The following is a 26761-nucleotide window of genomic DNA, read 5'->3' as shown; positions in this document are numbered from 1 at the left end:
CCGGGGAGCTCGGCGGGATCGGGGCGCCGATCGGGAAGGCGAAGAGCCCGCCGGGGCGCAGGGTCCGGCGCACGCCGGCGCCACGTCCGGGGTCAGCGGTCGCTGGGGGCGAGCAGGCTGGTGACCTCGGCGAGGGCGGCCGCGCCGGGCTTGAAGTACTTACGGGCGGCGCTGACGGACTTGTGCCTCGACTTCGCCATGAACAGCAGCAGCGAGACGCCCTGCTCGCCGAGGTGGGTCAGGCCGGAGTGCCGGAACTCGTACGGGTCCCAGCCGGTGCCCTCCTCGCCGCCGACGCAGGTGTGCCGGTCCAGCAGGGCGCGCAGCTGGCCGTAGGACAGGCGGGCCAGGCCGGTGTCGGGGCAGATGTCGCGCGGGGTGAGGACCTTGCCGGGCCCGGGGCGGCGGTGGGTGACGAGCAGCGGGCCGCGGGTCCGGTCGCCGATCAGGCGGGGCAGCAGCCGGGCGGTGGAGCAAACGCTCAGCGATCTCTGGGTCGTCCGAGCCCTCGGGGAGGACATCGACGAGATGGAAGGCGAAGTCGTAGCAAGCAAGGTTCGTGGGGGATCGTCTGGCCAGACAAATACCTGGTTACAGAAACCGGGGTGCCCGGGTTCCTGCACGCCGAGACTTCCTGAACGCCCTGGTTGGACACCAGAACTGGTCCCGGAATCTGGCTCCCGGGCGTGTCGCGGGGGTGTGCGGAAACGGATCGGATCTTGAACACGGTGCCAGAATCGTTTTTTCAGCATAAAGCTGGAGGAACCGACAAAGCAGAGACATCGGTTGCGGTGGGAGGGCAGAGTTGCCGTCGGCACTAGATGCCATCGCTCGATTGGCCCGCCGTCCTGGTCGAGCGTGGCAGACCGATCACACCTGCGGCCCTGGGTGGGGTGCCGCGAATGTCTACGCACAAGATCGAGAAGGAGTACGACGCGCGGTCAGGGCCCTTGGTGCGTCGGCATGCTCTTGAACAATCGATCTGGATTTGCATGGGCTGGGGCGACCGCAGCTTCCTCCCCTCCAGTGATCATGCTCTACCTAGGAGCTCCGTGGTGGGCTGTAGCTTTGATGTCTCTACCTGGTGCTGGGCGCCTTCTTGCTGCGGCGGTCTTCCCTCAACGATCAGAGGATCGATTGGCCTGGTGGCAGTCCTATTGGAACCGTGGCAATGCCACGCAGAGCCGTGATCAGAAGAACCTGGGAAGCGATCAGTCCCAAAACAAGCATGAGCTCGAACGCCCGCAGAACAGGCGTGACTCCGAACGGCCGAGTAGGCAGCAAGGACAGAGCCGGCCCGGTGAGAGGCAGCGACGGGATGAGGCCCAGCGGGTCGTCCCGGGGCGTTCCCGGAACCGTCGACGTCCTCGAAGTAGCTGATCTACCCGATCAGTGGGCTTCGTACAGAAACCCGTCCGCAGTGCTGTCGGGCCAGGCAGACTGGGGAACGGCACAGACGGAACCTGGAGTTGCTGCTGGGGGACCGCCCGCCAGCGTCCTCGGGTCGGGGCGTGGTGCCAGATGACCCTTGTTCTCGGATGTCAGTGGAGGAGTGCGGCGCGCGGTCGGCCCTTTGGCGCGTCGCCATGCCCGTGTACAACGTTCTCCTCGCCGCCCTTCCTGAGTTCCTCGGCAGCCTGGGCGCTGGCCTCGTACTTGCGACGGGAGCCTGGGCCACAGCCCGTCTTCGCAGCCGTCGCGCCGGCCGAGAGGAGGGTCAGGAGCCGGACCGGCTCGCCTAGTTGCTGGCACACTCGGGCGTCATGACGAAGTGCACCACCTGCCGCGAGGAATACGACGAGACCGACGCGGAAGCCGTCAGGCACCACACTGAGGGCGTCGACTGTGGCCAGTCCTGTCGGTGTAGGGGTAAGCCTCGCTGCAAGATGTGCTTCGGCTCCTTCTGCCTCTGCACGGCGCACTGACCCCAGATCTTCGATCTGCTGCTGGCCTGTGAGACTTCGACGGTGAGCACTACGCGCCGCCCCTTGGGCACCGGTCCGAGCATGAGCACCAGGACCCCGACGACGTCCGCCCCGCCGAGGCTGTTCCCTGCCGAACGGGCAGAGACGGATCGGCGGCTGGACGACGTCGTCGGGGACCAGGGCCTGCACTCGGGACAGGCTGGCGGAACCTCGGGCTGGGCTTCGCCTCGGTCCGAGAGCGTCCTGCGCAGCAGTAGTCGGTGCACTGCGCCGGTCTTGTCCGCTCATAGGCGCATGCTCGGCCCGGACTGGGTCGGCGTCGGGACGGTGTACGACGTCTGGTCGTCCTGCGTGGACGTCGTCTGCCGGCGTTGCTCGGCGGCCGCGGCCGCCTGCCTTTGCTGTTCGAGCGCCCGGGCGCTGATCTCCCTGTCGTGCAGCTGCGGGAACTTCATGGAGATCTCCCGGCGCTGCGCCTCCTCGGCCTGGGTGAGTTGGACGTGGCCGCTCCAGTAGACGGCTTGTTCGCTGGCCTTCACCGCGGCGCCGTGGAGACCGGCCGCCTTTCGCTCGTTGATGCCGTCGATGTCCTGGGCGTGCCGGGGCAGGGTGGCCCGCAGGGCGGCAAGGCGCTCGCCGAGCTCGTGGGCCTCCCGGGGCGGGTAGCCCGTGGCGCCGAGTCGCTCGGCGTACTGGCTCCCATGCGGTCCTCTGGGCGTCGTGGCTCGCCCGCCGGGCCCGCTGCTGTTCCGCGTCGCCCTCCAAGACCTGCCCGAGCTGGTGCCCCTCGACGTGTTCGTCGACAAGGGCCGGGAATGTCCCCATCCGCCCGGATCAGTGGGTCAGGTTGGCGAGGAAAGACTCGGCTGCCGACCACGGGGTCAACTCGATGCCGAAGCCGCTGTGTGCGTCGGGCCCTTGAATGTGGACCAATCGGCCGGACAGGTAGACGGCGTCGCCAGTGCGAAATGCCCTGGTGTAGGCGCCGAGGTAGCTGCGCAGGTGGGTGATCCGGGGGGCGAACACGGACGGCTCGTCGATGGTGGACTCCGTGACGGTATCCACCTCGATCCCGTAGAGCGCCGGCGTCGCCAGGCCTTGGGAGTGATCGGTGATCCGGGCAAGAACGGAGATCGCTCCTACTTCTTTGGCAACCACCCCGGCGAACGTCTTGTCGCCGTCGGCCCTGAGCGGCTCACAGTTGATGTGCGCCTCCGCGCCGGTTGTGAGGCCCTGGAGTTTTCGGGCTTCCTGGCGCATGGCGCGTCGAAGCTTCCTCCCACCATGTATTTGGCGCGCCGCACATACAGCCGGGTGAGGGTCTCGCCCTCGTACGGGCGGATGAGGGCCCGTTCGGCGAACAGTTCTCGGGCCGCCTCGTAACCGCGCGACCCGTAGCAGACCAGATCGATGTCGGAGCGGGCGTTGCAGGCGCCGACCAGGAAGGAACCGGTGACCCCGATGACGTCCGCGGCGCCGGCGGCGACGATCCAGTTGATGATGGCGAACAGGTCCTTACCGACCGCCGTTCGGTTCAGGAGGTCGGGGGTTTGGTGCAGGGCGGCGAGGGTCTGGCGGCAGGAGTAGTGGGTGACGATGTCTTCGCGGGGCACGCCGGTGATGACGCAGCCCACGGCGGGGGAGTAGAGGAGCACTCGGGTCGGGCGGCGAGGATTCCGAATGCTTTGGACACGACACTGTTCTGCCGGGACGTCCGGCCGAACAGCTCCCGGTCACCGCGTGCGTCCGGGTAGTACTTCATGTATCCGAGGAAGTGCGTGCCGGAGTGGACATCGCCGATGACTTTGAAAATCACCCCGGTGCGGTCCAGAAGGTAGTCGCGGTCACGGATGGTCGCCAGCACTGTGCCGAGTGGCGAACTCGTCAAGGCCGGGGAAGAGGGCGGTATCGACCGTCCTGGTGCGCTCATACTGCTCGAGTCCCTTCATGAAGAGATGACGGCGGTACTGCCACTTCAGGTGCTTGTCCATACGAGAGGGGTCGGTGGGCCGCATCAGGGCGAGGAAGAACAGGGCCTTGACGAGCAGGTATGCGCCCAGGTTCTGACTGACCGGCTGTCCGACCGTGTTAAGGGCCGCTTCGTCCAGCACGGCGAGGTAGCGACGCCGCTGAGCGGGGCCCGCGGTGTAGCCCTTGCTGCCGCCCTTGAAGGCAATGATTTCCAGGGCGGCTAGGACGTCGTAGCCGAGGGGAACCAGGCCGTGATGCTGCCAGTCGATGACCCCGGCCGGCAGGACATTGGGCAACCCGTAGTCGAGGTGGCCCCGCACCAGCGGAACCGAGCCTAGGTTGTCCAGTGCGTGATCGAGAGCGGCGTGTGTGCGGGTGTTGTCCAGGTCGGGGTTCTCCAGGAAGACGTTCTGGGTGAACCCGGCACTGTTCAGCCACTGCCGCAGGGCCCCGGGCTCGGGCGCGACAAGGTGGGCAGTCTGGGCGCGCAGCAGCCGGGCGCCGACCTGTCCGGCGGCGTCGACGACGTCGTCGTACAGGGCGCGGCCGCCGTCCAGGGATGCCACCGCTCGGTCGTGCAGCGTCTGCTCGCCCAGCGATTCCTCCACGACGTAGTAGTGACCGTCGCCGGTGACGCCCTCCTCCAGGACGTGGGGGACCGGGTAGTCCAGTTCCGCGATCCGGCGCTGGAAGTCTGCCTCTGCCCGGAGCTCGGCTCCGCCGGTGCGTCGGTAGAGCGTTCCGTCGGCCGACACGTACACCGCGCCGTCGGCAGCGGCAGTCCGCCTTTTGACGAACCTCCAGTCGTTCTCGTTCATCAGCTCGCTCCTTCTGGCTCCTTGGCAGAACCCTGGGTGATCGGGTCCTCGGGAATGGCCCGGGACAGGGTCCGGACTTCCATGACCCAGCGCATATCACCCACCGCGACGCGGCGCCGCAGTTCGGTGAGAACGTCACTCCCCGGTAGGTCGGTCCGGGCCAGGTGGGCGCGGCGCCAAAATTTCAGCAGGGCCGGGAGCTGTGCCTCGGTGATGCCCGCCCGCAGGTGCAGGGAGCACACCGGTAGGAACCAGGCGAGGAACAGCTCTCGTAGCAGGGGGCTGACGCGATGCACCTCGCACAGGCGCCGCAGCGCTGCGGTGTCGTCGTAAGGGATGCGCCCGTGCAGCGCGTACCGCAGCCGTGTTTCGTCGTGCCACCGGAACGGGGCCCCGTAGGCGGCGACGTTCGCCGCGGCGTTCTCGGTGAGCGTCATCACCGGCTGCCCGGCGCCATGCCGGGCGGCGGCGGCCAGTACGGCGATGTGCACGCCGGCCCGCGGGTCCAGGACCAGACCGTCCAGCCCGAGCGGCGCGAGACTGATCCCGTGCGCGCGGGTGCGCGACAGGATCAGCCTCTCCGGAACGTTCTGGGCGATGGTCAGCAGATGTCCCGGTGGCCGAGCCTGATGGGCGTGGAAGTCATCACGTACGAGTACCGGCGCGCCGGGGGGCCGGTCCCAGACCAGCAGCCGCCGGGTGGCAGGCCGGGAGCCCTGGTGCCCGCACGACCGGCAGGCGTGGGCGACGGCGCCGCTCATGTGACCGCAGCGGGCACAGAGATGGACTGCCGTAGGAACGACCGTCAAGGCGCTTTCCGCCAGACGGCGTTCGATCATCTCCAGCGCGAGGGCGGCCACGAGGGGCGTGGTGTCGGTGAGAACACCACCGGCCGGGGCAGGGCCCGGCGCGTAACTGGCGGCTATCGCAAGTTCCTCCCGCTCCTGCCGCCCGACGGTAACCCGGTCGTGGGCGTCACGGTGGCGCAGGTCCCCGGCCAGAGTGACCGTGTTCCACAGATGCGGGACTGGCCGGGCACCCAGAAGGAAGTTGAGTGCTTCGGCCGCGCGGATCCCGGCCGCCTTGCCCGGCCGTTCGGCGATGCTGAACGCGCCGTTCTGCACAGGACCGTTGAAGTACAGGACGTTCATGGCCGCAGCCTCCTCAACAGTTCGGCAGGACGGCGCCGCAAGCCTGGAACAGCACCCGGGTCGCGACGGCGAACTCGTCTCCGCCCAGGCGGCCGCCGACTCCCTGCGGCCCGGCCCAGCGCGCCAGGCGCTCGCAGGTCACGGCAAGGGCCTTGTCGCCGGCGGCATGGCCGTGGGTGTCGTTGAGTCCCTTGAAGTTGTTTTCCCGGACTAAGACTCCGGCCTGCAGAAGGTGCGACTGCGCCTGGCTAAGCTCTCGATCATGTGGAGACAAGTGGTCCAGGAGGTCTTTCCCAAGGCAGGCTTCCGGGAGCCTGCTCAGGTGCCCGAGATCGTCGAAGCCGAGAAGCGGCTGGGGCGGGCGTTGCCAGCGCAACTCAAGCAGTTGCTTCTCGAAAGCAACGGGGTGATCGGACGCACCCACGTGGACACGGTCTGGACCGTGGACCAGATCGTCGAGCAGAACCTGCTCTTCTGGTCTGACGAGTCCTTCGCCCAGCTGTATATGCCTTTCGACGCCCTCCTGTTCTTCGGGGACAACGGAGGTGGTGACCAGTTCGCCTTCGTGCAGAAGCCCGAACGGGCAGATGTGTTCGTCTGGGAACACGAGAGCGACAGCCGCAGATGGGTAGCCAACAACCTGCGGGACTACCTCGGTCGTTCGCTGCGCGACAGCGGAGACGACTGGTAGCGGCTGTAAGCCGTCCTGGAGTAACTCTGGTGGCGTTGGAGACGCCATGATGGTGACCTCCATGCGAGTGGAGGCGGGGCGCGACGTGCTTGGTAGGTGGGCCGCGCCCCGCGTGCTGTCAGGGCTTTCAGGTCTGCGGGATTCCGAGATCAGTGATGCGGGTTGTGGACTGTTTCGGGTCCGGTCCATGGCAGTGAGCTTGTTACGAGCGGCTTCGAGGCTGACTCGGAGACCTTCTTCCCGCCGGGTGGCTCTCCCGGGCTTCGGTCAGGTAGGTAACGGCGGCGTCCAGGTCCTCGCTGGCGTCGATCAGGTTGCCGAGGCTGGAGCTGGCAAGGATGTCGCGGGCCCGTTCGACCACGTCGATGAAGTCGGTCGCGGACGGGGTACGCGGCGTCGTCTCCTCCAGGAGGTGAGCGAGGTCCGCCACGAAGCAGCTGATGAGGGGGCGGGGAAGGTGTCGACGGTCTGGACGGGCATGGAGTGCTCCTCGTGGTGTCCGTGGTCCGCGGCCGGTCAGAACTGAAGCTGGATGGTGATGGGGGTGCGGCGGTCGCCATAGTCGCGGCGGGGGTCGTGGACGGTGCGGCGGTGCGCGGCGAGGCCGGCGGCCCCGCCCTGGATTGGCAGGCAACACTCGTCGCAGCCATGCGCCCACGCGTCACCGGCGGAAAGGTCAGCCGGGGTCAGCGGGTGGGGGTGCGGGCCGGGGGCCGCAAGACTCACTGCGGAGCTCCGGCCGCGCCGAGCTCGGAGATCCGGTACACGCCGGTGAAGCCCTCGTCGTATAGGAGGGCGGGGATGGAGAGGAGCTGGTGGTGCTCGCGCACGATGCGTACGGGCACCACCGCGCGGTCGCGGCTCTCGTTGCGTGCCTCGACCGTGGCCAGCGGTACGTCGAATAGGACCGCCACGATCGGGCGCTGCCAGTACCGGGCGCGGGCGAGAAGCCCGTTCCTGACGTGCACGTGCACATTGGTGGAGTCCACGACCGTGGTGAGCCCGCGGGCGAGGCGGGTGTCCAGGAGGAGGTTCTGGATCTCGACGGCGACGGGGGTGGATGACTGGTCGGTCTCGGAATCGGTGGCCAGGCTGCGTAGAGGTCCAGGGAGACGCGCCAGGTGTCGGGGTAGCGGGCGGCGAAGGTGGACTTGCCGGATCCCGGCGGGCCCACCGTCACGCAGACGGCGCCGGCGGGGAGGTCCAGCGGGTCCATCTCGGATCCTTCCGGTCGGTGGGCCGGCGCCTGGTCGCGGAGGTTGTCGACCCGAGCCGCGTCCGCGGCGAGCCGGGTGGCGATCTCGCGGAGGCGGGCGGCCGGTTCGGTGACGGGCTCGCGCCGGATGAGTCCGGCCGCGAAGGTCTTCGACTGGTCGGCCAGTTCGATGGCGGTGCCCGCCAGCTCTCCCAGCGCCTTCTCGACTCCAGGCCGCGTCGGACGGTGAAGGTCTCGGGGCTCGGGGCGGTCATCGGGTGGTCGCCTTGGTGGTGGCGATGAGCGCGGCGACGGTCTCCCAGCCGTGATGCCAGGCGGGGCCCGATCACGTGATCCGCGAGGTTGTGGCCGACGGAGAGAACCGCCCACACCGCGCCGAACGTCGCCAAAGTCGCGACCTGCTCAATGCTCGTCATCGGGCACCCACCAGAAGGCCGTGAGGCGAGCGCTCGGTAGTATCCTTCGTCAAACCCGCCGCCGTCGATCCAGCGGTCAGCCACAACGGAGAGCACTCATGCCGGTCGGTGACTTCGACGCATGGCAGCGAGAACTGCTGTTCACTGGCGGCTTCGTCCCGGACGGTGAGGCCTCCGAGTACGGGCCGGAGGCCCAGGCCCGTTTCGACCGCTACATCGAGCTGGCGGACATGGTCGACGGCACCGAAGGACCCGCAGCGGTTAAAGCCCTGATCACCTCGCTCCACGCCGAGGACGATCACGGTGCCCACGGGGCTGTCTACGGCGCTCTGGAACGCTTCCCCGGTCGAGACCTTGTCAGAGGCGCCGCCATGGCAGTTATCAACCTCTTGGAGATCCCCCGAGACAACAGCGGCCACGTCCTGCAGCTCCTGACATTGCTGACCAGCGACGACGACCTTCAGGCATTCGGTGCCGCCTTCGGTCAGCTGCAGCCCGGGATCCGAGCCGACCTGACGGCACTCATCGCCCACCATGAAGCCGATGAGTGGCTTGCAGACGAGCGCTCCTTCGGACGGCTCCGACTTGCGCAGAACTAACCTCTCGCGCGAGCGTTCAGCACCTTCCGCGTTAGTGCAGAGAACATCGAGGTGGAAGGCGCCGTTGAGTCCGTGCGAGGTGAGCCGGTAGAAGTTGCCCTTGCCGGTCTTGGTGGCGATCTTCTCCAGCAGTGTCGGTAGGTTCGGATATTCGGGCGTGCGGAATAGGGCAGCCGGGACCGATGTCTTCAGCTCGACCGGTCGTGGTGCTGCGGGAAGCACAAAGGGCCGGGGGCCGGGGTTCCTGGCCCACTCGGTAGCGTCTCCATGGTGAATCTCAACCTCTTCAACGATGTGCCCGACGGCCTGACCCGACGAGCCCGATCGTTCGTTCAAGCACACGGCGTCAAGGTCGATGTCCGGCCCTCGCTGAGCACAGGCAGTGGTGGCTTGAGCGAGACATCCCGGCGGCGGTCCTCGACCGGATGGTGGCTTATGAAGAGCGCTGGGGAGGTCTGGTTCTACCACCCGCATCGCAGTACGACGGCGGCCCGCGGTACCTGGAAGCGGACTCTCCCGAAGGCTCTGCATCTGAAGGATGGTGGTTCGAAGCAGGGATGCAGCGGACCGCAGTTCCCTATTCGTTCATGATCGGACCGTCTGGCGAGTTCGGCATTCACGCAGATCAGTGGGTGCCCCTCCATGCCACCGTCGAGGGCTGGGTGGAGTCGCTCGCGCTGACGGACCACGCGTCCACGTGCGCGAAGCAGATCGTCAAGGTCACCGGTGACGATGTCAATGGCATCGTGCTGGACGGGTACGAACAGGTGCGCGAGGTGATGGGTGTTGCCGACACCTGGTGGCGAGGAGCCGACTCACTTGTGGCGGTATATACAGGGGAGGCCGAGGCTCTCTCCTTTCCGCGAGGCCGCACCGCGTTGATCTACTCCGGCCTGGATGAGTGGGGCCTGCGAGGAGGTGTCAAGGACAGCGACAACTGAGAGCGTCATCCGTGGCAGGCACGGCGGTCGTCCTGGAGATCCAGCGACCCCCGGCCACGTTCACCACATAAGAACGAGCGCAGTCGAGTCGTGCCGTTGATGCAGAGAAGGTCGAGGGCGTAGGCGCCGGTGCCGAGGTGCGCCGCGGGCTTGCCCTCGGCGGTAACCGGGTGCACCGGGTGGGCGCCGGTGCCAAGGGAGTAGAACTCGCCCTTGCCGGTGACCTTGGCCAATGTCGGTAGCTTCGGACATTTGAGTGTGCGGAATAGGGCTGTAATCCGGCTCTGCTGCGCTTCACACCCCGCTGGCTGGGAAGCTTCGTGCTGCCTCGGTGAGCGAAGGGAAGGCAGCCGACTCGGCCATCGCACCTTCGCGGTAGCCTCTCGCCATGGGTCACGGGGAGGGCGAGGGCGCGCTGGTTCTGGAGGCGCTGGAGATGCTCGCCGTAGGGCAAAGTGACGAGGAGGTCTTCGCCGAGCTGGCCGCGAGGACCGGCAAATGGGGTGTCTGTCTGTTGGCCGTGTGCTTGGCCCTGGGTATGCCCCGAACTGACGCCGAGGCCCGGCTCCGCGAGGTCGAGCCACTCATCCTCCGAGCTCTGCACCGCGACGAGCAACTGCGTACCGGCAACATCGTCGCAGCAGACCGATCTTGGTTCTTCACCCTGTACTTCGACGCCACTGGGACCGAGCTCCTGGCGTGCAGCGGCGTCAAGAACGAGCGGCCCTCGCGGGGGAACGGTCAGAAGCTCCAGCTGTAGAGGCCGCCACCCGTTTTCGCCGCACACGCTGCGAGGCGGGCAACGCTCTGCAACACCTCAAGGAGATCATCGTCGGTCATATCGTCGCCGTCCTCAGACCGGAGTCGCGTAATCCAGCGGATTGCGAGCTCTTCGAGTTCGGCGGAAGTCGCTTTGCCGAGCGCTCGGGTCAGCCGCTTCGGCAGAGCGAACACCTCAATGCCATCGTTCAAGGGGGCGGTGACCCACTCCGGCCACGGCCGCCACGCATAGATCTGCTCAAGCGGCGGAGCCTCGGCCGAAGGTGCCTCGAAGTACATGTCCCACTCGGCGATGGCGCTGTCCGGCTCAATAAAATGGCAGGTCACAGACTCAAAGTCCTTGCCAGGTCCCCGCAGGCGGGTCGAGGCGGCCGTCTCGTCGTCAGGGGCGAGAAAGAAGATTATGTCGTGGGCCATTCGAGCATGATGGCAGTCTGCCGAGCAGACATCGGTGCTGCTCAATGGGTCTCAGCTGTCTGATCGGAGGGCCACCTCGGCTGCGTATGCGGTCCTGACGGCCCCGGCTGACCAGCGATCGGCAGCCGCAGGGCTGATCCCGAGCAGACGTTGGAGAACGCCCGGGGGGATCTGCGCACAGAGGTCGAGCAGGGCCGCGCTTCGTCCGGCTTCGGTGGGGAGTCCGATGGTGCGGAGGCGGCGGCCGAGTTGCTGGCTGGTCATGTGTCTTCCGGGCATCTGAAGCGATGGGAAGAGCCAGGGCGCGTTGTGCTCGTTCGATATCACCGTGCGTTCGTGGTCGCGTGCGAGGTCGACGAGCTGGAGGACAAGGCCGTCCATAGGCGGCTGGAGCTGCAGCGGGAGCGTGTTGAGGCGGAGGGCGACACTGTCTTCGTTGTGGATGACGTGGTCGACGGTCAGGCGGCAGGTCTTCGCCGGGAACTGGCCATAGAGCAGGACCATCAGCCCAGCGACGCGGTCCCTGGTCTCGATGGAGTCGTCGTTCAGGAGTCTCCGGGCGGTCGACCAGCGTTCGTCGGCGTCGAGCGAGCGGTGGTACGTCCGCTGCGGCTTGCCAGGAATGCTGATGTTGGTGGCGAACTTGCTGCGGACCGCCCAGCGGACGAACGGCCGTGCGACGTATGGGCCATGGTGGTCCTCCGAGGTGAGCCAAAGGTCGATGAGGGGCTGTCGGCAGGTTGCCAACGTCTCCTCCTGGCCCTTGATCCAGTTGAGGAAGGTGATGGCCTTGGCGATCTGGGTCTGGGCGATGTCGCTGGTGAAAGAGGCGAACGGATTGCCGCGGGCTCGTCGTCGGATGCGAGCGATGCGGTCCCAGCGGGCGAACGCGGTGATCAGGCGGCGGTCCTCTGGATCTTCGATGGCCGCGGTCTTCTGCTCGATCCATCGCTCAAGCCGTGCCAGGTACTCGTCCCGGACCGGGAGAATGCCGGCGGAGACCAGGACAGCCCGGAAGTACTCGACGGCCAGGTCCCGATGCTGGTGGCTCAGGCGGGCGTCGAGGGCTTCGTGGCTGAGCTCGCAGGCCCCGGCGGCAAGGTCGGCGACGAGACGGCTGGCGGTGGCTGACTCCCGCAGATAGAGCAGGGTTCGGCGGGGGTTGAGGTCCAGCAGGGCGGCTGCGACCTTGTCGAGCTCGGGACGGCGTTTGCCGTCGGGCGGCGTCAGCAGCGTCCGCAGCTGGCGTTCGCCTGCACATCGGCGGTAAAGACCGAAGTGGAACAGCCGCTCGACCACGCCGCACTGCTGGCAGGACCTATGGGCCTCGGGGGCTTTCTCCCAGCAGTTCTCGCAGACGGGTCCCCGGGCGGTCCTGGCGGTGACGCGGGAAAGACGTCCGCAGTCGATGCAGGGCTCCAGCTTGCGTGAGCATGCCCGGCAGCGAGGCGAGTCAGTCTTGGCGAACATGCAGCCGCGGAGCTTGCCGCAGGAACCGCACTGGACGACCGGCGGTTTGAGGCAGACAGAGCAGAGCGGACCGTCGGCGGTGCGGGCTGCGACGGCGTCGAGCCGCCCGCAGACACTGCACTTCTCCTGGTAGGCGGGCTCCTCCCGACGGCAGGTGATGCAAATCGGGGCGCCCGCATCGTCGCGGCCGGCGACCGGGCGATGGCGTCCGCACCACTTGCATGGCTCGGCCTTCGATCGGTTGTAGCAGGTCCCGCAGACCCGCATCCGCTTGATCGAGTGAGTCAGCCGAACCGCGCGATCGCAGTGTGGACACTTCGCTGCCGGGACGCCCTCGGCTCCGGCCTTGTGCAGCAGGTCGGCCAGCAGCACGGTCCGCGGCGAATGGTGGGGAGCCTGCCCCGCCAACAGGCCCGGTTGGTTCTGGAGGTCCCAGAGCAGACGGCGGGCAGTCGTGGTCTTCCCCTCGGTGACCTCGGCGATCACCGTCTGGAGCACGGCCTGGTCGAGCCCAAAGCCAGACATGTGGCTCAGCAGGTCGGCAGCCGGGTCCTCGGTGCAATCGGCCTTGAAGCAAGCGCGGCAGACCTCACGGCCGAAGCGGTCCAGGCCGTAGCGCGGGGTCTCGCCGTTGCCGCAGGCCATGCAGGCCCAGCCCTTGGCCCTCGTCCGGTAGTTGCCGCATGAATGACAGATCCGCAGCCCAGAGTCGTGGGTGCCCGTCAGCGGCGCCAGTTTGCCGCAGAGCGCGCAGGGCGGGCGGACGACGCGGACGGCTCCGCCCTCCTGCAGGAGGCGGATCAGGCGTTCGACCGAGGCTGGTCCTTCAGCCCGGCCCGAGGTCAGCAGCCCAGGGTCTCCGTCGAGGACCTGGGCCAGACGGACGGCGGCGGCCTTGAACCGAACTGCCTGATCGATTGCCGCGCGGACGGTTCCCGGTGGCAGATCCGGTTCGACCGCGGCGACCAGCTCACATATCACTGCGTGCGGGTCGACGCCGGTCCGCGCACACACGGTCACGACCCGGTGATTCTGGCCCGCTTGGGCCGGAAGTCGCCGACGCCGGTGGTCTCCGTTCCATCCGCGGCCTTCTTCGCCTGCGGCCTGCCCACGGCCACCGGCTCGATCAGGTCGTCCATCGAGCAGTCGAGGATGTCGAGCAGAGCCATCAGAACCTTGAGGTTGAGCCGTTCCGGGACCTCCACCACCAACCGGTAGATCTGGCTGGCGGACAGGTCGATGCCCCGCTCGGCCAGCACTGGCCGCAGATCGGTGGTCGAGAACATGCCCTTCGTAGCCATGACCTCGCGCAGGTGCCACGTGTAGTCGAGCTTCACCGTCATCCTCGTCCACTCCGTTCCAGGGCCCGGTCTCCGGGATCGTTGTCGAAGGCCAAGCCAATGGCCTTGAGCATCATCGTGTTGGCGAAGTCGCTGCTGACCGCGGTGTAGAGGGCGGTCGTGCACGCGTAGAGGTGGCCGACCTGTTCCTGAATGAACTTCGGATCGACGCCGTCCTCGATGCTGTGCGTGACGTACGAGTGCCTTGTGTCCGCAGAGGCCGTGTGCGGACGAGCGAGTGTTGCCATTGAACAGCGGGGAAGCAGTCGGTGGGTTCGCGACGTTCGTTGTCGGCGGTGTTGCATTCCACGCCCTCCGGTGTGACGCGAGTCACTCAGGGCATCAGATCTCGATCCGCCGCTTCCACCAGGGGAGGTCTCGTGGCGCGAACGGGTCGTTGACCGTTCGAGCGATGACCCGTTCGTCGAGAGGCCCGAGTTCTCTTCGCAGCTCTCGCCGGGCTCGTGGCCGCAGGGCCCAGGCGGTCCGTTCCAGCAGAGTTCTGACGTGGTGGTAGCCACTGCCCAGGTTCGAATCATCGTGTCCGTAGTCGGGAACCGGGTCGCGCCGTGGGCGTTTGCCTGAGTGTGCCCATCGCTTGAACGCGCCAGCGACGGAACCAGGGTGCAGGCCGTGGGCGCGTTCGAAGTCCGCGATCTGGCGGTTGGCAGAGAGGGATAGACCTCGTATGACCGCAGGCTGGCAAATAGTTGCAGGTCGGCCGCGCGTACTGCTTCGCGGTAGCTGTGACCTGATCTCGCCCGGTGATCGGCGAGGCATGGCGACTTCCAGGGGAACCGGTTCGTAGGACGCTGTGCCGTTGACCCTAGCGACATGCGACCGGCGAGCTCAAGAGCGTGGTCGGCTGCGGGCGCGGGCCAGGTCGCCGCCCCTGGTCGATGGTCTCGGTGCTGAGCCATCAGCTGCACGAGCCGATCACAGTGGTGCGGGCTGCGGGAAGTTGTGTCACGGATGCCGTCCCGGCGGCTTTGGCCCGGAGATGAACGATCTCATCGTGCTGAGCGGTGAGCCTGGCGAGGGCCTGGATGCGGAAGTCGTTGAGCTCCTCGACGGTGCTGTCCGACAAGGCAAGCCGGGCCTTGAGCTTGGTGATCTCTGTTTTGAGCCGCTCGATCTGGGCGTCCCTCGGGTCGGGGATGTCTCCGGCATCGTGGAGGGATCGCAGGCGGCGTTCGAACTCTTCGCGGAGGTGGGCATAGGGGCGAGTTCCGTAGAAGGCGGTGCGGTCGAGGGCGGCCTCGCGGGCGAGGGTCTTGATGTCGCACTTCCCGCCATGCGGGATCTCTCCGCGCAGGAGCCGGTCCATGGAGGCTCGGATGCGGTTCTCGTTCTCAGTCCGTTGTGCTGCGGTGATCCTCATTCGGAGTCCTCGTCGGGTTGGTCGAGGGCGGCTGCGTCGATCTCGGCGACCACCCGAAGGGCCCGGTCGTAGTCGTTCCGCAGGCGGGCGTGTTCGGTCTTGCGCGTCTTGCCCAGGTCGCCGAGGAACGTCTTCGTCCGTTCGGCGTGCTCGGCCCAGACGGGCCGGTGGCAGGGGTGGTGGGTGGCCTGCGGACAGCGGGCGGAGTCACACATCCCGACCAATGGCCGGTCGGCGGTGGGGGTGCCGGCGAGTTTGAGGCAGAGGGCGTGTGAGGGGTCGGTGAACCAGCAGAAGTTCGCCGGGCCGATGTGCAGGGTCTTGGCGCGCTTGGTCAGCAGGTTCAGCACGTCCCGGTCACTGCGCTGGGTCCTGGGTGCCGGTGCTGCGGCCGGTTCGAGCTTCTTGTCGACGCTGGCGAAGAACTCGGTGAGGCTGCGGGCGCCGGGGCCGGCGGGCAGGATGCCCTGCTGGTAGTTGCGGAACTCGGCCAGGACCAGGTCCAGGTTGCGGTCGCTCTCGTACTTGTTGACCTCGGCCAGGAGTTCGGCCTGGGCTCCACCGGGGCGCGAGCTGTAGCCCTCGGTCGTGGCGACGGCGATGTGCTTGAGGTGGATCTTGGTCGCGAGGACGCCGCCGGGCCGGTAGGCCATTTCCAGGGCCAGAGTGCGCCTGAGCATCCTCAGGTTCGCAGGTCCGTCGGGGATCGGCGCGAGGCCAAGTCGTTGTCCAGCATGTGAGTTGACCCAGTTGCGGAACCAGCGGTAGCGGATGGTGAAGGCGAACCGGCCGAAGATCAGGGCTCCGTCCTCGGGGTCCTCGTGGAGTTGTTCGGCGAGTTCGACGGCTCGATAGACCGGCTCGATGACGACCCATTCGTCGTCGGTCCCGCCGAGCGGCTGGCCTTTGACGACCTTGCTGACGATCCGGTAGCGGGTGAAGCTGGCGATGGGCTCCTCGGGTGGGCGGCGGCAGCCCACGCGCAGTTCCATCAACTCGCTCGCACGCATTCCGGAGATCGCCGCCAGGACGATGAACGATGCGGTGCGAACGATCCCGACCAGGGCGACCGCTTGGAGGCGGTGCAGGGGGACGGTCCACGGCAGGGCGGAGGTCCCGTCGGCGGCGGTGACCTGCTCGGCTTCTCGGGCGAAGGCCTTTTCCACTCCGACCGCGGCAACGGTCGTCTCCAGTCGGCTCCGTAGTTCTGGGAGCCAGCGCGACCAGAACTGGCTGAACCCGGCTTGCCGTGCCAGCACCCCGGTGGCCACCCGCAGCAGCGGATCTTCCGGGGGCCAGCCCTCGGCCAATCGGTCGGTGACGTAGTGCTCGGGCACCATGGTCAGCGGTGTGCACGTTCGCTCGTACTCGCCCAGCAGTCGGGTGACGTCGGCGCCGAAGGTGGGGCCGCCGTGGCTGAGTCCTTCCGTCTTGGTGGAGGAGACGAGGTCGGCCTGCCGCACTTCCCCGGTCAGTGCGACGGCGTGAGGGCCCAGGGTGGAGACCAGGTAGAGGGCGGCGGCGCGCATCGGCTGAAGAATCTGGTCCTGGATCGGCTGGGTCTTGTTCTCGGTTCTGCCGCTGGGCATCTCGGCGACCGCCGAGGCGGTGGCGCCGCCCCAGGGCCGTAGATCCGCGGGAACGCGGTCGGCGGTGAACAGTGCACGGTAGTTGACCAGGTCGACGGCGACCTGAGCGGCAGCGCGCCGGGTGCCTGGGCTGTTCTCGCCGACCACGGTGCCCTGCTCGTCGCGCACGTAGCGGCGGTGGGCCAGGTATGCCTCGCAGATCTGGGTGTCGACCTGCTGCAGGCTCGGGACACCGCGTTCGCCGAGCCACTGGAGGAACCGGGTGAGTTCGTCCAACCGTCCAGCGCAACTTCGCAGGTGAAGGGCTGTGCGGTGGGCGCGTGGCAGCGGGGCGACCGCCGGATGCCCCGGGGCGAGCATGGCAAGGACCAGTTCCTTGGCGACCAGCCGCCATCGCGGGTCGGTGATCACGGTGAAGTCGAAGCGCCGCGTGCAGAGGGCGAGTTGGACTGGCAGGCCGACCACGTCGGTGAAGTCCCAGGCATCGTCCTCGAAGATCGGACGGCGCGTGGTCTTGGGCAGCGTCCCGGCTTCCCGGCAGACGTCGGCGCCGGCGAAGACCGAGGACCGGTCGCGGTCGGGGTAGGCGGTGGCGGTGGTCATGCGGTCATCTCCTCGGGACGCAGGGGCAGTTCGTCGTCCCTGTCGGCGACGTGCGCTGCGGCAGCGGCCAGGAGCGCGGGGTCGAAGCGGCCCAAGACCTGCTGGATCCGGGCGGCGTAGGGGCCGAAGACGGCCATGAACTGAGCGGCGGGCATCTGCTGCCACTGCCGGGAAAAGAACGCCTTGAGCCGCAGCAGATTCACCGTGTGGCGCGGGGCGAACACCGCCAGCGGGCAGAGCAGACAGACCCACGGCCTGGCCGGACAGGGTTTGCCCTTGGGGCCATGCAGTCCCGAGAGCTGATCGCCGCAGGCGGCTGTGAACACGTCTCGCGCTCCACCGACCAGTTCGACGATCGCCGTGTCGTCCAGATCCATCGCCGCCACCAGCTGCGGGTAACCGGCGGCCAAGGCGACCGCGTCGTCCTCGGTGATCACCGTGGGCGGGTGGGAGCGACGCAGCAGATCGTGCTGGGCGTCCTCGACGATCGCCTCGACCGCGTGCTGCTGGGCCGGTGTGGTGGCGGTCAGATAGTGGTCGCCCTCGACGGACGGGGTGTGGTTCGGGTCGATGGTCGCCCTGCCGCTGCCGTTCCAGGTGCTCTTGTCCCGCATGGCCTGGTGGGTGGTGCGGATCCGGGACCGGTGGATCTTCAGCGGGCGTCCGTCATCCCCGGTTAGACCGTGGCGAAGGACCCCGCGCTGGACCGCGACGCGGTCGATCCGCCGCACTCGCCGATCGCCGCCGGCCCGGCTCACCCCCAACCACAGGCGGCCGCGTTCCCCCACGGGCACGAAGCTTCGCAGCAGCTCGGAGGGGGCCAGCCACTGCTCCAGCAGTCGCACTGCCCGACGCGGGAGCACCAGGCTCTCCGCCGCGGTGCGGCGTTTGACGTAGGAGAGCAGGACCGTGGAGTCCCCGGCCCAGTCGATGTCCTCGGACGATGCCGTCGGGGACAATGCCCGAGCAGATGCCGAACAGCAGCCGGTAGGCGATCAGCACGTCCAGGTGCGGGAACAGGGCCCGTGTGGCGTCGTGGAAGCCGCCCCGGTTGTGGACCACCGCCGCCGAGACATCCAAACGCTGCCCGAAGTCGCTGATGCTGACCGGGCCCACCCGGGCCAGCAGCCACCGCAGATTCCCCGGCTTCCACCCGCCCTCCCGGGGATGACGCCCCTCGGCGGCAGCGGCCAGGGCCTGCCGGTGGGCCGTGTAGGAATCGTCGACCAGGGTCCGGCAGACCTCGGTCAGCCGCTGCCACTCCGCCTCCGAGTAGGGCGGCAGAACGTGCCGGTTCGGCTGCGGATTGAAGTGCCGACCCGTTGCAAGCTCCATCACCCCGGCATCGAGGACACCTCCGACCTGGGCGAATCCCTCCCACAAGGCACGGGTCAGAGCTTCGAGCCGCCGGGGGCTGCCCATCCAGAACTCGGCGAGCTGCCCGCGCCGCAGCTGGGCGGCTCCGCCGGTGAACCCCTGCTCGGCCAGGGTTCGCACCATGTTCCGCAGAGCCTGGACGTAGAAAGTGACAGTCCCGGCCGAATCCGCCGTGCCGTGCGGATGGATCAGATCGACCAGGCCAGTGGCCAGATCCCTGGCCAGGCGCGGGTTGGGGAGCCCGTCCAGGGAGTACTCGGCCCGACGGCCGTCGTTGAACACGCAGGCCAGGGAGAGCGGCTCGTCGACGAGCATCGTCGGCATCACACACCCCCGTCCTCGTCGTCGGCGAACTCGGCCGCGGCCTCGTGCTCGGCCTCCGCACCGCTGGCCAACCCCGCCGCCGCCCCGGCGCCCTCGTAGGCGTCCCGGTAGATGCGGGTCGTGTCCAGGTGGCGCAGGTACTTTTCCGTGGTCAGGACGGTGGAGTGGCCAAGAAGATCACGTAGCACCAGCAGCGGGTCGGCCTTGGAGAGATAGAAGACCAGCGCGGCATCGGCGTCGGTGTCCCGCACCAGCTTCGCCGCCTGCCGGTAGTGCCCGCTGACCAGGTATTCCAAGGTCCTCATCGAGAACGTGTGGCGACATCGGTGGGGCCAGACGTGCGGGAACCGGGGCTCGAAGCGGGCACGGATCCGGTCCGAGGTCCGCTCGAAGACCGTGGCCCAGGCGGTGAACGGGCCGCCGCCGGCCTTCACGGCCAGCAGACACGAGCCGCCCTCGGGGGCGACCAGGCGGCGGCGTTCGGCCGGGGTGAGCGAGTCCCACGAGCGGCGCACCCCGTTGACCCGCCCGCCCCGGTGCTCGGGCTCGGTCACCATGAGCGGCTCACCCCACCGCCGCGGCGGCCTCCAGGCGGAGCCATCGGCCGTGGCCGCGCGGTCCAGCGCGAGGTAGTCGTGCAACCCGGCCAGGGCCTCGTAGGAGGTCCAGGTGGTGCGGAACTTCTTCCCCTTGGTGATCCCGGCCGGAACCGGGAACGGGATCGGCACCGCGGTCGGCTCCGGCGGCAGGGCGGGGATCTCCCACGGCAGCAGGTGGGTGAACTCCTGCAGCCGCAGGCCGGTGGCCAGCGCGAGGTCTGCGATCGCGGCGTTGCGGGTCAGTTCCCGGCCGTGGAAGCCGGTGTCCTGCGAGCCGTCATGGGCCAGCCCCCGCAGTCCCTTTCGGAACAGCTCGGTGAAGTCCGGCTCCAGGTACTTGATCGTCACATGCGGCTTCGGCGTGCGGCGGACCGCCAGATTCACCCGCACCTCCCGGCCGGTCCCGGCGAACAGCGCCCGCGCGGACCGGTAGGTGAACGGCTCCGCCGGCGCGTAGTCCTCGGCCATCGCCCACCGGTAGAACAACGACAGAATGCTCATGTGCTGACCCCACATCGTCGCCGCGAACCGCGCCTCGGCCGGCCCCGCTGCCCGGTGCTCGGCATACCGGCTCAAGCCCGCCTTCAACCGCTCACGCGAGTCGAACAGCCCCACCCCGTGCTCGGCCAGGAACTCCGTCCACGCCTTGAGCACCCTCGCGTAGTTCTCCCACGAGCTCGGCGCCGGTGCCCCACTCGCCGGTAGCTCACGTAACCAGCGGTTCACCACCGCCGCCGGGCGCGGCACGGCCGGGCCGTCCTCGAAGCGCAGGTCGTCGTCGACGAGCACGGGCATCCCCTCGGGGATCAACGGCCGGTGCTCGATGTCCCAGGACTGCCAGCCGTGGGACGAGAAGAAGTTCAGGATCACGGGCACTGACAGTAGAAACACCACACGGCCCGCGGCAACTCACAAACCCCAAGGCCAGATGCCTACTTGGAGTCAATCGCCACACGGGAACTAAGCAGAGACAAAATGCCGCAGGCAGTGCGGCACCAGCTCCTCCGGGAGCCCCAGCTCGTCACGGTAGAGGGCGAACCGGTCCTCGATCTCGCCCACCTTCAGCCGGCCACCGCGTTCGGTCAGCCAGAGCGCCGGGTGGGTGGGAAAGCCGTAACGAGGAAGGACGTTGACGACGTAGTCCTCCAGGGACTCCACTGCCCACGGCATGATGCTGGCGACGCTCCGCCTCCGCGGCCCCGAGCCCTTGGTGCCCTTGGCCTTGCGGACGTGCACCATGCCGTACCGGCCGAACTGCGGAGCTTGCGCATTCCTGTAGAGGTCCACGACGTCCAGGCCGGACGCCTCCGAGGCCCGCAGACCCCACCCATAGATCGTCTTGAACAAGGTGGCATCCCGGTAGGCGGTCAGCGCGCCCTTGCGGCCCCGCTTGATCGCTCGCTCCACGCGGGCGTCGATGTGGTCGAAGAGGAGCTGGCACTCCTCCCGCGTCATCGGCCGACGCTCTGCCTCGCCCTCGTAATCCACGAGGTGTTCGCGACGGTTGCCGTCGTGGAGGATCGCCGTCGGGTGCGTGCCGAACCGTTCCAGGCAGACGTCCGCCCACCCGTAGACCGGGTCGAGCAGGTAGTCCATGAACAGGCTCACAGCCCCCTGGTAGGTGCGGAGCGTCGACTTGGCGCGGTCGTGCTGCATCCCCAGGTCGGCCATCCACTCGTCGATGTGGGCGGCCGTCCAGTTCCACGGGTACTCATTCGTGAAGTCCCTGAACTGCTCAACGATCCGCTGGCGCCCGGCGGCCGTTCCCGCCTGGAGGCCGCGGCCGCCAATCTGCTGCCGTGCCCAGCCGGACATCATCGCGTCGAGTACGGCGTCCTCGGGATGTAGCAGATGCACCCCGGAAACCAGCTCAAGCCGCGCGGCCCCCTGCACTTCCCTCGTACCGTCGGACACTCCCACCCTCTCGCATTAGAGGGAAGAATCACGCATCTAACGACTGATCGCAAACAAACTTGCAGGTCAGGACGTCGATCAGAGCGGATGGCGTCAGGTAGCGAGCCGGTACACTTCCCGCAGTCCAGGGCCACTCGCCAACGACCGATCACGCGTCTGATGCAATTCCCGAGGATCGACGCCGCCGGGGACGCGGCGGTCGGCGATGTAGTGGGTGAGCCCGACAGGGCGAGCGCGGCCGCGGCGGCACCGGGGTGCAGTCGGATACCCAGGACCCGGGCGCGCCGGCCCCGACCACGACGGCCTGCGTGGCAGTGTAGGTCAGGCAGTGCCAGGCGCATGCCTTGATCCCGTCCCGGCTGCCGTGCGCGACGGGTTCCGTGTCCGGGCCGGCGGCGGGCATCAGCACCGGCTTGGCGTCGGTGGCGGCCTTAACCCGGGCGCAGTGGTCGTTCTGGATCCAGTGGTCACCGATGTTGGAGGCGGCGCGGCCGAGGCCGAGGACGGCGGCGAACAGGGCGGGGCGGTGATGCGTCATGCCGGGGTTCTCCTGATCTCGAAGGGGTGAGGGAGCAGGGCGCCGGCCTCTTGCCGATGCTGCGGCGCCCGTGATCTCGCCCCGGCCGATCCGGCCGGGGTGAGATGCGTTAACGCGGCCAGCCGGTACGCGGCCGCCGGGGGAGCGATGTAGCTGGCGGGATCGGCCGGGGTGCCGTCGTGGCACTCCAGGCAGCTGGCCAGGGACGTCGGTATTGGCGGAGTGCCCTTGTTCTGCAGCTGTCGTATGCCTGGATGTCGGCTTGGTGGGACAGCGAGCCGTCCTGTCGCGGCCCGGCGGCGGGCTGGCGATCCCGCCATCACCGCTGCGGGGTGGTCCTTGGCTGCAGCCGGTAGATATCCAGTTGGGCGCTTGACCGAGGAATGACAAGGTGAGGCTCATGCTGTCGCCCACCGTCGAAGAAATCCTCCGGGAACTGCACGCCTCGCTCACACTGCGCAAGCGTCCGGAGGATGTAGCCCGGCTCATCCAGGATCTGGATGCGACGCAGGGCACCGAACTCGACGAGGTCACTGAGGCCGCATTGGCCGCCGAACACTCGCTGCGCAACCTTTGGCACGGCTACACCTCCATGCGGGAGGATTTTGCCCGCCCGGTTGGCGCACAGCGCCAGCTCGCCCGTGCGGCAAGCCTGTTCACGGATGTGCCGGAGCTTCCGGACAGCGCCGGAGACGACCCGGACCGGATCGAGGTAGTGATCCGCGTTGCAGGCGAGTCCATAGGCCGCGTGTACGGCCAAAATGACTTCGGCGTGGACCGTCTCGACCGGGCCGAGCGAACTGCTGCCGGCCTCGGCGAGGTCTCCAAGCGCCAGTACAACAAGCGCTTCCGTCTCCTGCGCCGCATGGAGGCCAAGCTGGCGCGGCTGATCCACGAGCAACACCGCCGCGAGGTGACGATGACGGGTAAGGGAGCACTCGCGCACGTAGTGCCGTACGGCCTCTTCGCTGTGGACCCGAACACGGCGGCCTTCATCGCGTACATCACGGCGCGGGGCTACATGCGCAGCGTCTTCACGAACGGTCGCCAGCGCCAGGTCTACGACGAGGTCGCCGAGGCGCTGTTTCAGCGCTTGCGCGCGCAGCCCGAGCAGACCTGCTGGTCTGCGGTCGCGCATGTGCATCCCACGTCGGAGGTGCTCGCGGCAGTCTCCGAGGAGGACCTCGCTCAACTGCTGGTCCGATGGAACGGCTTCCTGCGCCAGGTCGCGGACCTGTTGGAGGACGCCTGGAATCGGCACCCGCTGGAGCGCGAAACGATGATCGTGCGCCGCGGCGACGACTCATCGACGTGGAATCAGGCCGCGCAGGCGTGGAACACGGCCAGAGCGCACTGGTTCGCGATTCTGTCCGAACTGGGCCAGGAGAAGATTCTGGACCGGGTCTGCCCGGGTAAGGTTCCCCGCCTGATGGCTGCCGATGTGGCGTATTGGCACCGCATGAGCGGCGGCGGGCTGCACCCTGACACCTACATCTGGGCAGAGCTGCCGTTGCCCTGGGAGGTACTCCGAGGGGAGAAGGATTGCCCACGTTCGTTGGTCGAGGCAGTCTGTGCCCGTCATCAGAGGGATCCCGTCGCCAGCGCTTGGACCGCCCCCAGGCCGACTGCTGAGGCTGTCGCCTTTCGCCGGACGCCCGAGCTTGTGCACGGTGTTGCCGTTGCGGACCCTCTCATGGCCAGTGCCCTCCGGTCGGCAGGCGTGTTCTCCGGCAATGGCAAGCGCGCAGCGGCGAGGGAGTGGCTGTGACTGCTTGCCCAGGGCGTGGGGAAATTGGTTGCCCCAAACGGCAGCCCCAGCCATGATCGACGTGGCGACGAGGAAGCTCTGCGGAGGAGCGCCCGGCTCTGATCCCGGGTGGACGTAGGTTCGAATCCTGCCCTCGTCGCCACTTCACTTGCCATCGCGTAGGTCAGGCCAACTTTGGGCTGGCGATGCAGTCAAGCCGGTCTCGTTTCGCTCAGCCGGTCCAGCGGAGGGCATTACGGACGCTGGTTCCGGTGCAGTCGTCGAGGACCGTTGGCAGGTCAGCGGCGTCCCCGGATTCGCTGGCACCGCGAGAACCCGCTGGTCTCCGTGTGAGGTCGTGAGCGATGCTGCACACGTGATCGATTGAGAAACAGCAGTTCGGATCGTTGAAGAACAGCTGGAACGCGACTACGAGACGGACCGCTCGGTGCGCCCGGACCCGATGCTCATGGCTGTTGCGGGAGTGGAAAAGCAGGAGCTGGCGTGGATCGTCTCCTGGACGTCCGAGGAGTACCTGCGCACCGGGAACCCGGACTTCATGGTGGTCGGAAACGGTCCCCACCTGGTTGATCGACTCGACGGGAGCCTGCACCAGATCGGCGTCGTCTTGGCGGTGTCTGATGGGTGGCCGGACGACTACAGAAGCCGCATCCGAGGCCAGGCTGTGCGGACGGCGGTGGATGATCTGCACGAAGAGGTTCACGGTGTGGCAGCTGCTCGTGGGCGAATCCACGCCATGCACACCCTGCGTCAGCGGCTGCCGGCGCTGTTTCTTGCCGAGGTCATCGAGTACGTGGGCGCCTTGAAGGACGGCACTGTTCCTGATCATCTTCTAAGGGTCGCTACGGAGGAGCTGGTGCCCCTTGTCAAGCCGGTGCTGACTGCGACGACCATCCGTGGGGGTGCCCGACCTACCGGCTGACCTCGCGTCAGTTTTTCTTGCGTGTGGTGATGCAGTCGAACCAGTCGCGTCTGGCGTATCCGGTCCATCGGGTGGCGTTGCCGATGCTGGTCGCGGTGAAGTCGGCGAGGACGGGTGCTGGCAAGCGGCCAGGGCGAGTCGGGCGCTGTTGCGGCCGGCAAGGGGTGTGATTCCGTGCTGCCGGAGTTTCAGGGTGAGGTGGGTGGCGCCGAGAGGGCGGGCGGGCTCCTGTCCAGGGAACAGTCGAGGGCGATCGGCCTGCCCGAGTCACCGGCCCGGCCGTCCCGGGTACGGGACGGCCGGGCCGGTAGCCAGGCAGGGCGGTCGGAACTGGGGTCAGTGCGCGCCACGCGCCGGATTATCAGCGACCTCACCAACCGTCTCCAAGCGACAAGCCGGTTCCAAGCCGGGGTCGAAGCGGTACACAGAGGATGGATCTCCTGAACCAGCGCGGAAGGAGGGGACCTCAAGAGCCCGCATCGGCCGGCCCAAGTCCTGGTGTGCGGTCAGCCGTCGACGACCCGTCCACCGGTGCCCTGTCCCTCGGCACCATGCCCGTGGACACAACCGTCACCCGGCGCGCCAGGACGGCAACCGCGTGCAAGACGCATCAGATCAACGTTGCCACCTACCCTGGCACCGGCAGCATCGGTCAGGACATCCTCCAGCCCTACCCGGCTCTCCAATCCACGAGCCAGAGCCCTGTGCAGTACGGGCCACGTGCTATCCCCGTCCCCGTGCAACAGCACGGGGACGGGGAGGCCGGCACTGTGCAACACCGTCAGGATCCGATCCGCTTCATCCAACGCACGCTGTCGCGGCATGCCAATGACCTCCACCAGCACACGGACGCACGAGCCGGCCGTCGTGCTCTCAAAGAGGAGACGCGCATCGGCTACCGACCGGATACCGGCCTCGACTCCGACGCCCATCCCGGCGAGCACATCCGCCATTTCACCGAAGCCCGGTTTGCTCAAGTTCAGTGACACGAAGGCAGGCAGCATGTCCGGCCGCCACCGGCTGACCAACTCCAGCCGACGCGACACATCCCCATCGGTGATCCACAGCCCAGTCGATACCCCTACCGGCAGCCGACAGGCAGCGCGTACCACACCGACGGCTTCCGGCGGACGAGGACACCGTGCGTGCCGCCGTCGACGCCCTGGGCCGGCTGTACGCGACGTCTGGACCGGGACGCCTTCGGCGTGCACCGGGCCAGGCCGGCGTCCGGGTGTACGCGGATCTGCTACGGCCCGGTGGCCAGTCATAGAGGAACCTCGCCCTCCTGCCCTGGAGTTGGGGCTGTCTGCGGATCAGCCGGATATCTCACGTTCGGCGGCGCTGCGTCGCAGCGATCAGGATTCCGAGCAGCACCGCAAGATCGGCCGCTTGTGGATTGAGCGCCCGCCTGGACGTGCGCTGGAGCTCTTGTGCTCTTGGGTGAGCTGAGCTTGGCCCCACTGTGTCCCGCGGGTAGTCCGGTGCACTGTTGGCACCGTCAGCCAGTAGGCGCTGGGTCCTGGTGCCTGTCCTTCGGTCCCTTCAGTCCCCGTGACTAGGGACTGAAGGGATAGGCCCCCCAAGCGGTCGTAGAGGCAAGGGACTGATGTGTTGGTTGGTCCCTCCCCTGGCGCTTGCTTTAGTCCCTGCAATAAATCGCAGGTCAGGACCCCCGTCGTCCCGATGTAGGGACTGAAGGGACTCAGTTTCACTACTTCCTCTCTTCGTGTGCGTGTGTATACGCGAGCGTGGAAGAGGAGGCCCTGTTCCTTGGTTGAGTCATAACTACGAAGTTGGGTCCCTTCAGTCCCTGCCGCCGCCCGAGAACTACCCCCAGCAGGTTTGGCAGTGACTGAAGGACTGAAGGACAGAAAGGTGACGGTTCAGGGCGCGCTTCCTGTTTGGGGAGGTGCTGAAGGGGGGCAGGGCGATGGAGGCGCCGAGGGGACCGAGGGGTGAAGGGTCTGAAGGCGCGATCTCCGCGCCACGCCCGGGGTTCATAAGAGGCCAT

General features: G+C 67.7%; 25 protein-coding genes, 1 tRNA gene and 5 pseudogenes. 9 read left to right on the top strand and 22 right to left on the bottom strand.

All coding sequences use genetic code 11. From position 1 onward, the window contains the following. Positions 1-92: 92 nt before the first annotated feature. From AB0D46_RS31100 to AB0D46_RS31070, 7 genes and pseudogenes are all read right to left on the bottom strand, one after another. Positions 93-470, bottom strand: a pseudogene (locus AB0D46_RS31100) (site-specific integrase); the annotation flags it as partial. Positions 471-2209: 1739 nt separating this feature from the next. Further along, a complete protein-coding gene (locus tag AB0D46_RS31095; RefSeq protein ID WP_362882422.1) occupies positions 2210-2731 on the bottom strand; it encodes a hypothetical protein in 522 nt (173 codons plus the stop codon). 28 nt (positions 2732-2759) lie between these two features. Next, positions 2760-3083, bottom strand: coding sequence for a hypothetical protein (locus AB0D46_RS31090; protein ID WP_362882420.1), 324 nt, complete (start codon positions 3081-3083; stop codon positions 2760-2762). Continuing rightward, positions 3065-3538, bottom strand: a complete 474-nt coding sequence (locus AB0D46_RS31085; protein WP_362882418.1) for a hypothetical protein — start codon at positions 3536-3538, stop codon at positions 3065-3067. Before AB0D46_RS31085 ends, AB0D46_RS31090 begins: the two co-directional genes overlap by 19 nt. A gap of 231 nt (positions 3539-3769) precedes the next feature. Further along, positions 3770-4714 carry a phosphotransferase gene (locus tag AB0D46_RS31080; protein ID WP_362882417.1) on the bottom strand — a complete coding sequence of 315 codons (945 nt, stop codon included), beginning with the start codon at positions 4712-4714 and terminating at the stop codon, positions 3770-3772. Continuing rightward, positions 4714-5865: a hypothetical protein gene (locus tag AB0D46_RS31075; protein WP_362882416.1), complete on the bottom strand. Its 1152-nt coding sequence runs from the start codon at positions 5863-5865 to the stop codon at positions 4714-4716. Before AB0D46_RS31075 ends, AB0D46_RS31080 begins: the two co-directional genes overlap by 1 nt. 67 nt (positions 5866-5932) lie before the next feature. Next, positions 5933-6139 (bottom strand): annotated as a pseudogene (locus tag AB0D46_RS31070) (diguanylate cyclase); the annotation flags it as partial. On the opposite strand from AB0D46_RS31070, the gene AB0D46_RS31065 reads away from it, so the two are divergent. Then, complete coding sequence (locus AB0D46_RS31065) at positions 6128-6556, top strand: SMI1/KNR4 family protein (RefSeq protein WP_362882414.1); 429 nt, start codon at positions 6128-6130, stop codon at positions 6554-6556. The pseudogene AB0D46_RS31070 and the gene AB0D46_RS31065 overlap by 12 nt on opposite strands. Positions 6557-6758: 202 nt before the next feature. Here AB0D46_RS31065 and AB0D46_RS31060 read toward each other — a convergent pair whose 3' ends face one another. From AB0D46_RS31060 to AB0D46_RS31050, 3 genes are all read right to left on the bottom strand, one after another. Further along, complete coding sequence (locus AB0D46_RS31060; RefSeq protein ID WP_362882413.1) at positions 6759-6986, bottom strand: hypothetical protein; 228 nt, start codon at positions 6984-6986, stop codon at positions 6759-6761. A 292-nt stretch (positions 6987-7278) separates the two neighbouring features. Beyond that, positions 7279-7647 (bottom strand): AAA family ATPase, encoded by a 369-nt coding sequence (locus AB0D46_RS31055; RefSeq protein ID WP_362882430.1) that lies wholly within the window; start codon positions 7645-7647, stop codon positions 7279-7281. 537 nt (positions 7648-8184) lie between these two features. Beyond that, complete coding sequence (locus AB0D46_RS31050; RefSeq protein ID WP_362882411.1) at positions 8185-9123, bottom strand: hypothetical protein; 939 nt, start codon at positions 9121-9123, stop codon at positions 8185-8187. An 89-nt stretch (positions 9124-9212) separates the two neighbouring features. Here AB0D46_RS31050 and AB0D46_RS31045 point away from each other — a divergent pair, with 89 nt between their 5' ends. Next, a complete protein-coding gene (locus AB0D46_RS31045; RefSeq protein ID WP_362882409.1) occupies positions 9213-9728 on the top strand; it encodes a hypothetical protein in 516 nt (171 codons plus the stop codon). A gap of 5 nt (positions 9729-9733) precedes the next feature. Here AB0D46_RS31045 and AB0D46_RS31040 read toward each other — a convergent pair whose 3' ends face one another. Next, on the bottom strand, positions 9734-9961 hold the full coding sequence (locus AB0D46_RS31040; protein ID WP_362882408.1) for a hypothetical protein: 228 nt from the start codon (positions 9959-9961) through the stop codon (positions 9734-9736). Between the two features lie 155 nt (positions 9962-10116). Here AB0D46_RS31040 and AB0D46_RS31035 point away from each other — a divergent pair, with 155 nt between their 5' ends. Continuing rightward, the gene (locus tag AB0D46_RS31035; RefSeq protein ID WP_362882406.1) at positions 10117-10488 is read left to right on the top strand and encodes a hypothetical protein; all 372 of its coding nucleotides are present in this window, start codon (positions 10117-10119) and stop codon (positions 10486-10488) included. On the opposite strand, the gene AB0D46_RS31030 is transcribed toward AB0D46_RS31035, so the two are convergent. From AB0D46_RS31030 to AB0D46_RS30980, 11 genes and pseudogenes are all read right to left on the bottom strand, one after another. Further along, on the bottom strand, positions 10470-10925 hold the full coding sequence (locus AB0D46_RS31030; protein ID WP_362882405.1) for a hypothetical protein: 456 nt from the start codon (positions 10923-10925) through the stop codon (positions 10470-10472). The genes AB0D46_RS31035 and AB0D46_RS31030 overlap by 19 nt on opposite strands. A gap of 51 nt (positions 10926-10976) precedes the next feature. Next, the gene (locus tag AB0D46_RS31025; RefSeq protein WP_362882403.1) at positions 10977-13415 is read right to left on the bottom strand and encodes a hypothetical protein; all 2439 of its coding nucleotides are present in this window, start codon (positions 13413-13415) and stop codon (positions 10977-10979) included. Next, on the bottom strand, positions 13412-13738 hold the full coding sequence (locus tag AB0D46_RS31020) for a helix-turn-helix transcriptional regulator (RefSeq protein WP_362882401.1): 327 nt from the start codon (positions 13736-13738) through the stop codon (positions 13412-13414). Before AB0D46_RS31020 ends, AB0D46_RS31025 begins: the two co-directional genes overlap by 4 nt. Continuing rightward, a pseudogene (locus tag AB0D46_RS31015) lies at positions 13735-13941 on the bottom strand (site-specific integrase); the annotation flags it as partial. The gene AB0D46_RS31020 and the pseudogene AB0D46_RS31015, both read right to left, overlap by 4 nt. Positions 13942-14654: 713 nt before the next feature. Next, entirely contained in the window at positions 14655-15116 is a 462-nt protein-coding gene (locus AB0D46_RS31010; RefSeq protein WP_362882399.1) for a hypothetical protein, read from the bottom strand. Next, positions 15113-17308, bottom strand: coding sequence for a site-specific integrase (locus tag AB0D46_RS31005; RefSeq protein ID WP_362882397.1), 2196 nt, complete (start codon positions 17306-17308; stop codon positions 15113-15115). The genes AB0D46_RS31010 and AB0D46_RS31005 overlap by 4 nt, the downstream gene beginning before the upstream one ends. Continuing rightward, positions 17305-17922: a hypothetical protein gene (locus AB0D46_RS31000; protein WP_362882396.1), complete on the bottom strand. Its 618-nt coding sequence runs from the start codon at positions 17920-17922 to the stop codon at positions 17305-17307. Before AB0D46_RS31000 ends, AB0D46_RS31005 begins: the two co-directional genes overlap by 4 nt. A 52-nt stretch (positions 17923-17974) precedes the next feature. After that, a complete protein-coding gene (locus tag AB0D46_RS30995) occupies positions 17975-19009 on the bottom strand; it encodes a hypothetical protein (protein ID WP_362882394.1) in 1035 nt (344 codons plus the stop codon). Further along, complete coding sequence (locus tag AB0D46_RS30990) at positions 19009-20478, bottom strand: site-specific integrase (protein WP_362882392.1); 1470 nt, start codon at positions 20476-20478, stop codon at positions 19009-19011. Before AB0D46_RS30990 ends, AB0D46_RS30995 begins: the two co-directional genes overlap by 1 nt. A 90-nt stretch (positions 20479-20568) precedes the next feature. After that, complete coding sequence (locus tag AB0D46_RS30985) at positions 20569-21465, bottom strand: tyrosine-type recombinase/integrase (protein WP_362882390.1); 897 nt, start codon at positions 21463-21465, stop codon at positions 20569-20571. 205 nt (positions 21466-21670) lie between these two features. Then, positions 21671-22060 (bottom strand): hypothetical protein, encoded by a 390-nt coding sequence (locus AB0D46_RS30980; protein ID WP_362882388.1) that lies wholly within the window; start codon positions 22058-22060, stop codon positions 21671-21673. A 400-nt stretch (positions 22061-22460) separates the two neighbouring features. Between AB0D46_RS30980 and AB0D46_RS30975 the strand changes: the two genes are divergently transcribed. From AB0D46_RS30975 to AB0D46_RS30950, 6 genes and pseudogenes are all read left to right on the top strand, one after another. Next, a complete protein-coding gene (locus AB0D46_RS30975) occupies positions 22461-23828 on the top strand; it encodes a hypothetical protein (RefSeq protein WP_362882386.1) in 1368 nt (455 codons plus the stop codon). A 66-nt stretch (positions 23829-23894) separates the two neighbouring features. After that, positions 23895-23970: transfer RNA gene (locus AB0D46_RS30970), tRNA-Gln, on the top strand. 237 nt (positions 23971-24207) lie between these two features. After that, positions 24208-24750: pseudogene (locus AB0D46_RS30965) on the top strand (YrhB domain-containing protein); the annotation flags it as partial. A 330-nt stretch (positions 24751-25080) separates the two neighbouring features. Next, a pseudogene (locus AB0D46_RS30960) lies at positions 25081-25194 on the top strand (helix-turn-helix transcriptional regulator); the annotation flags it as partial. 113 nt (positions 25195-25307) lie between these two features. Beyond that, positions 25308-25736, top strand: a complete 429-nt coding sequence (locus tag AB0D46_RS30955) for a hypothetical protein (RefSeq protein WP_362882384.1) — start codon at positions 25308-25310, stop codon at positions 25734-25736. A gap of 89 nt (positions 25737-25825) precedes the next feature. After that, on the top strand, positions 25826-26020 hold the full coding sequence (locus tag AB0D46_RS30950; protein WP_362882428.1) for a DUF6207 family protein: 195 nt from the start codon (positions 25826-25828) through the stop codon (positions 26018-26020). The last annotated feature ends 741 nt before the right edge of the window (positions 26021-26761 follow it).

Origin of the sequence: Streptomyces sp. NPDC048383 (assembly GCF_040651775.1) — a bacterium.
In the GTDB taxonomy this organism is placed as follows: Bacteria; Actinomycetota; Actinomycetes; order Streptomycetales; family Streptomycetaceae; genus Streptomyces.
This window is presented reverse-complemented; position numbering and strand designations above follow the sequence as displayed.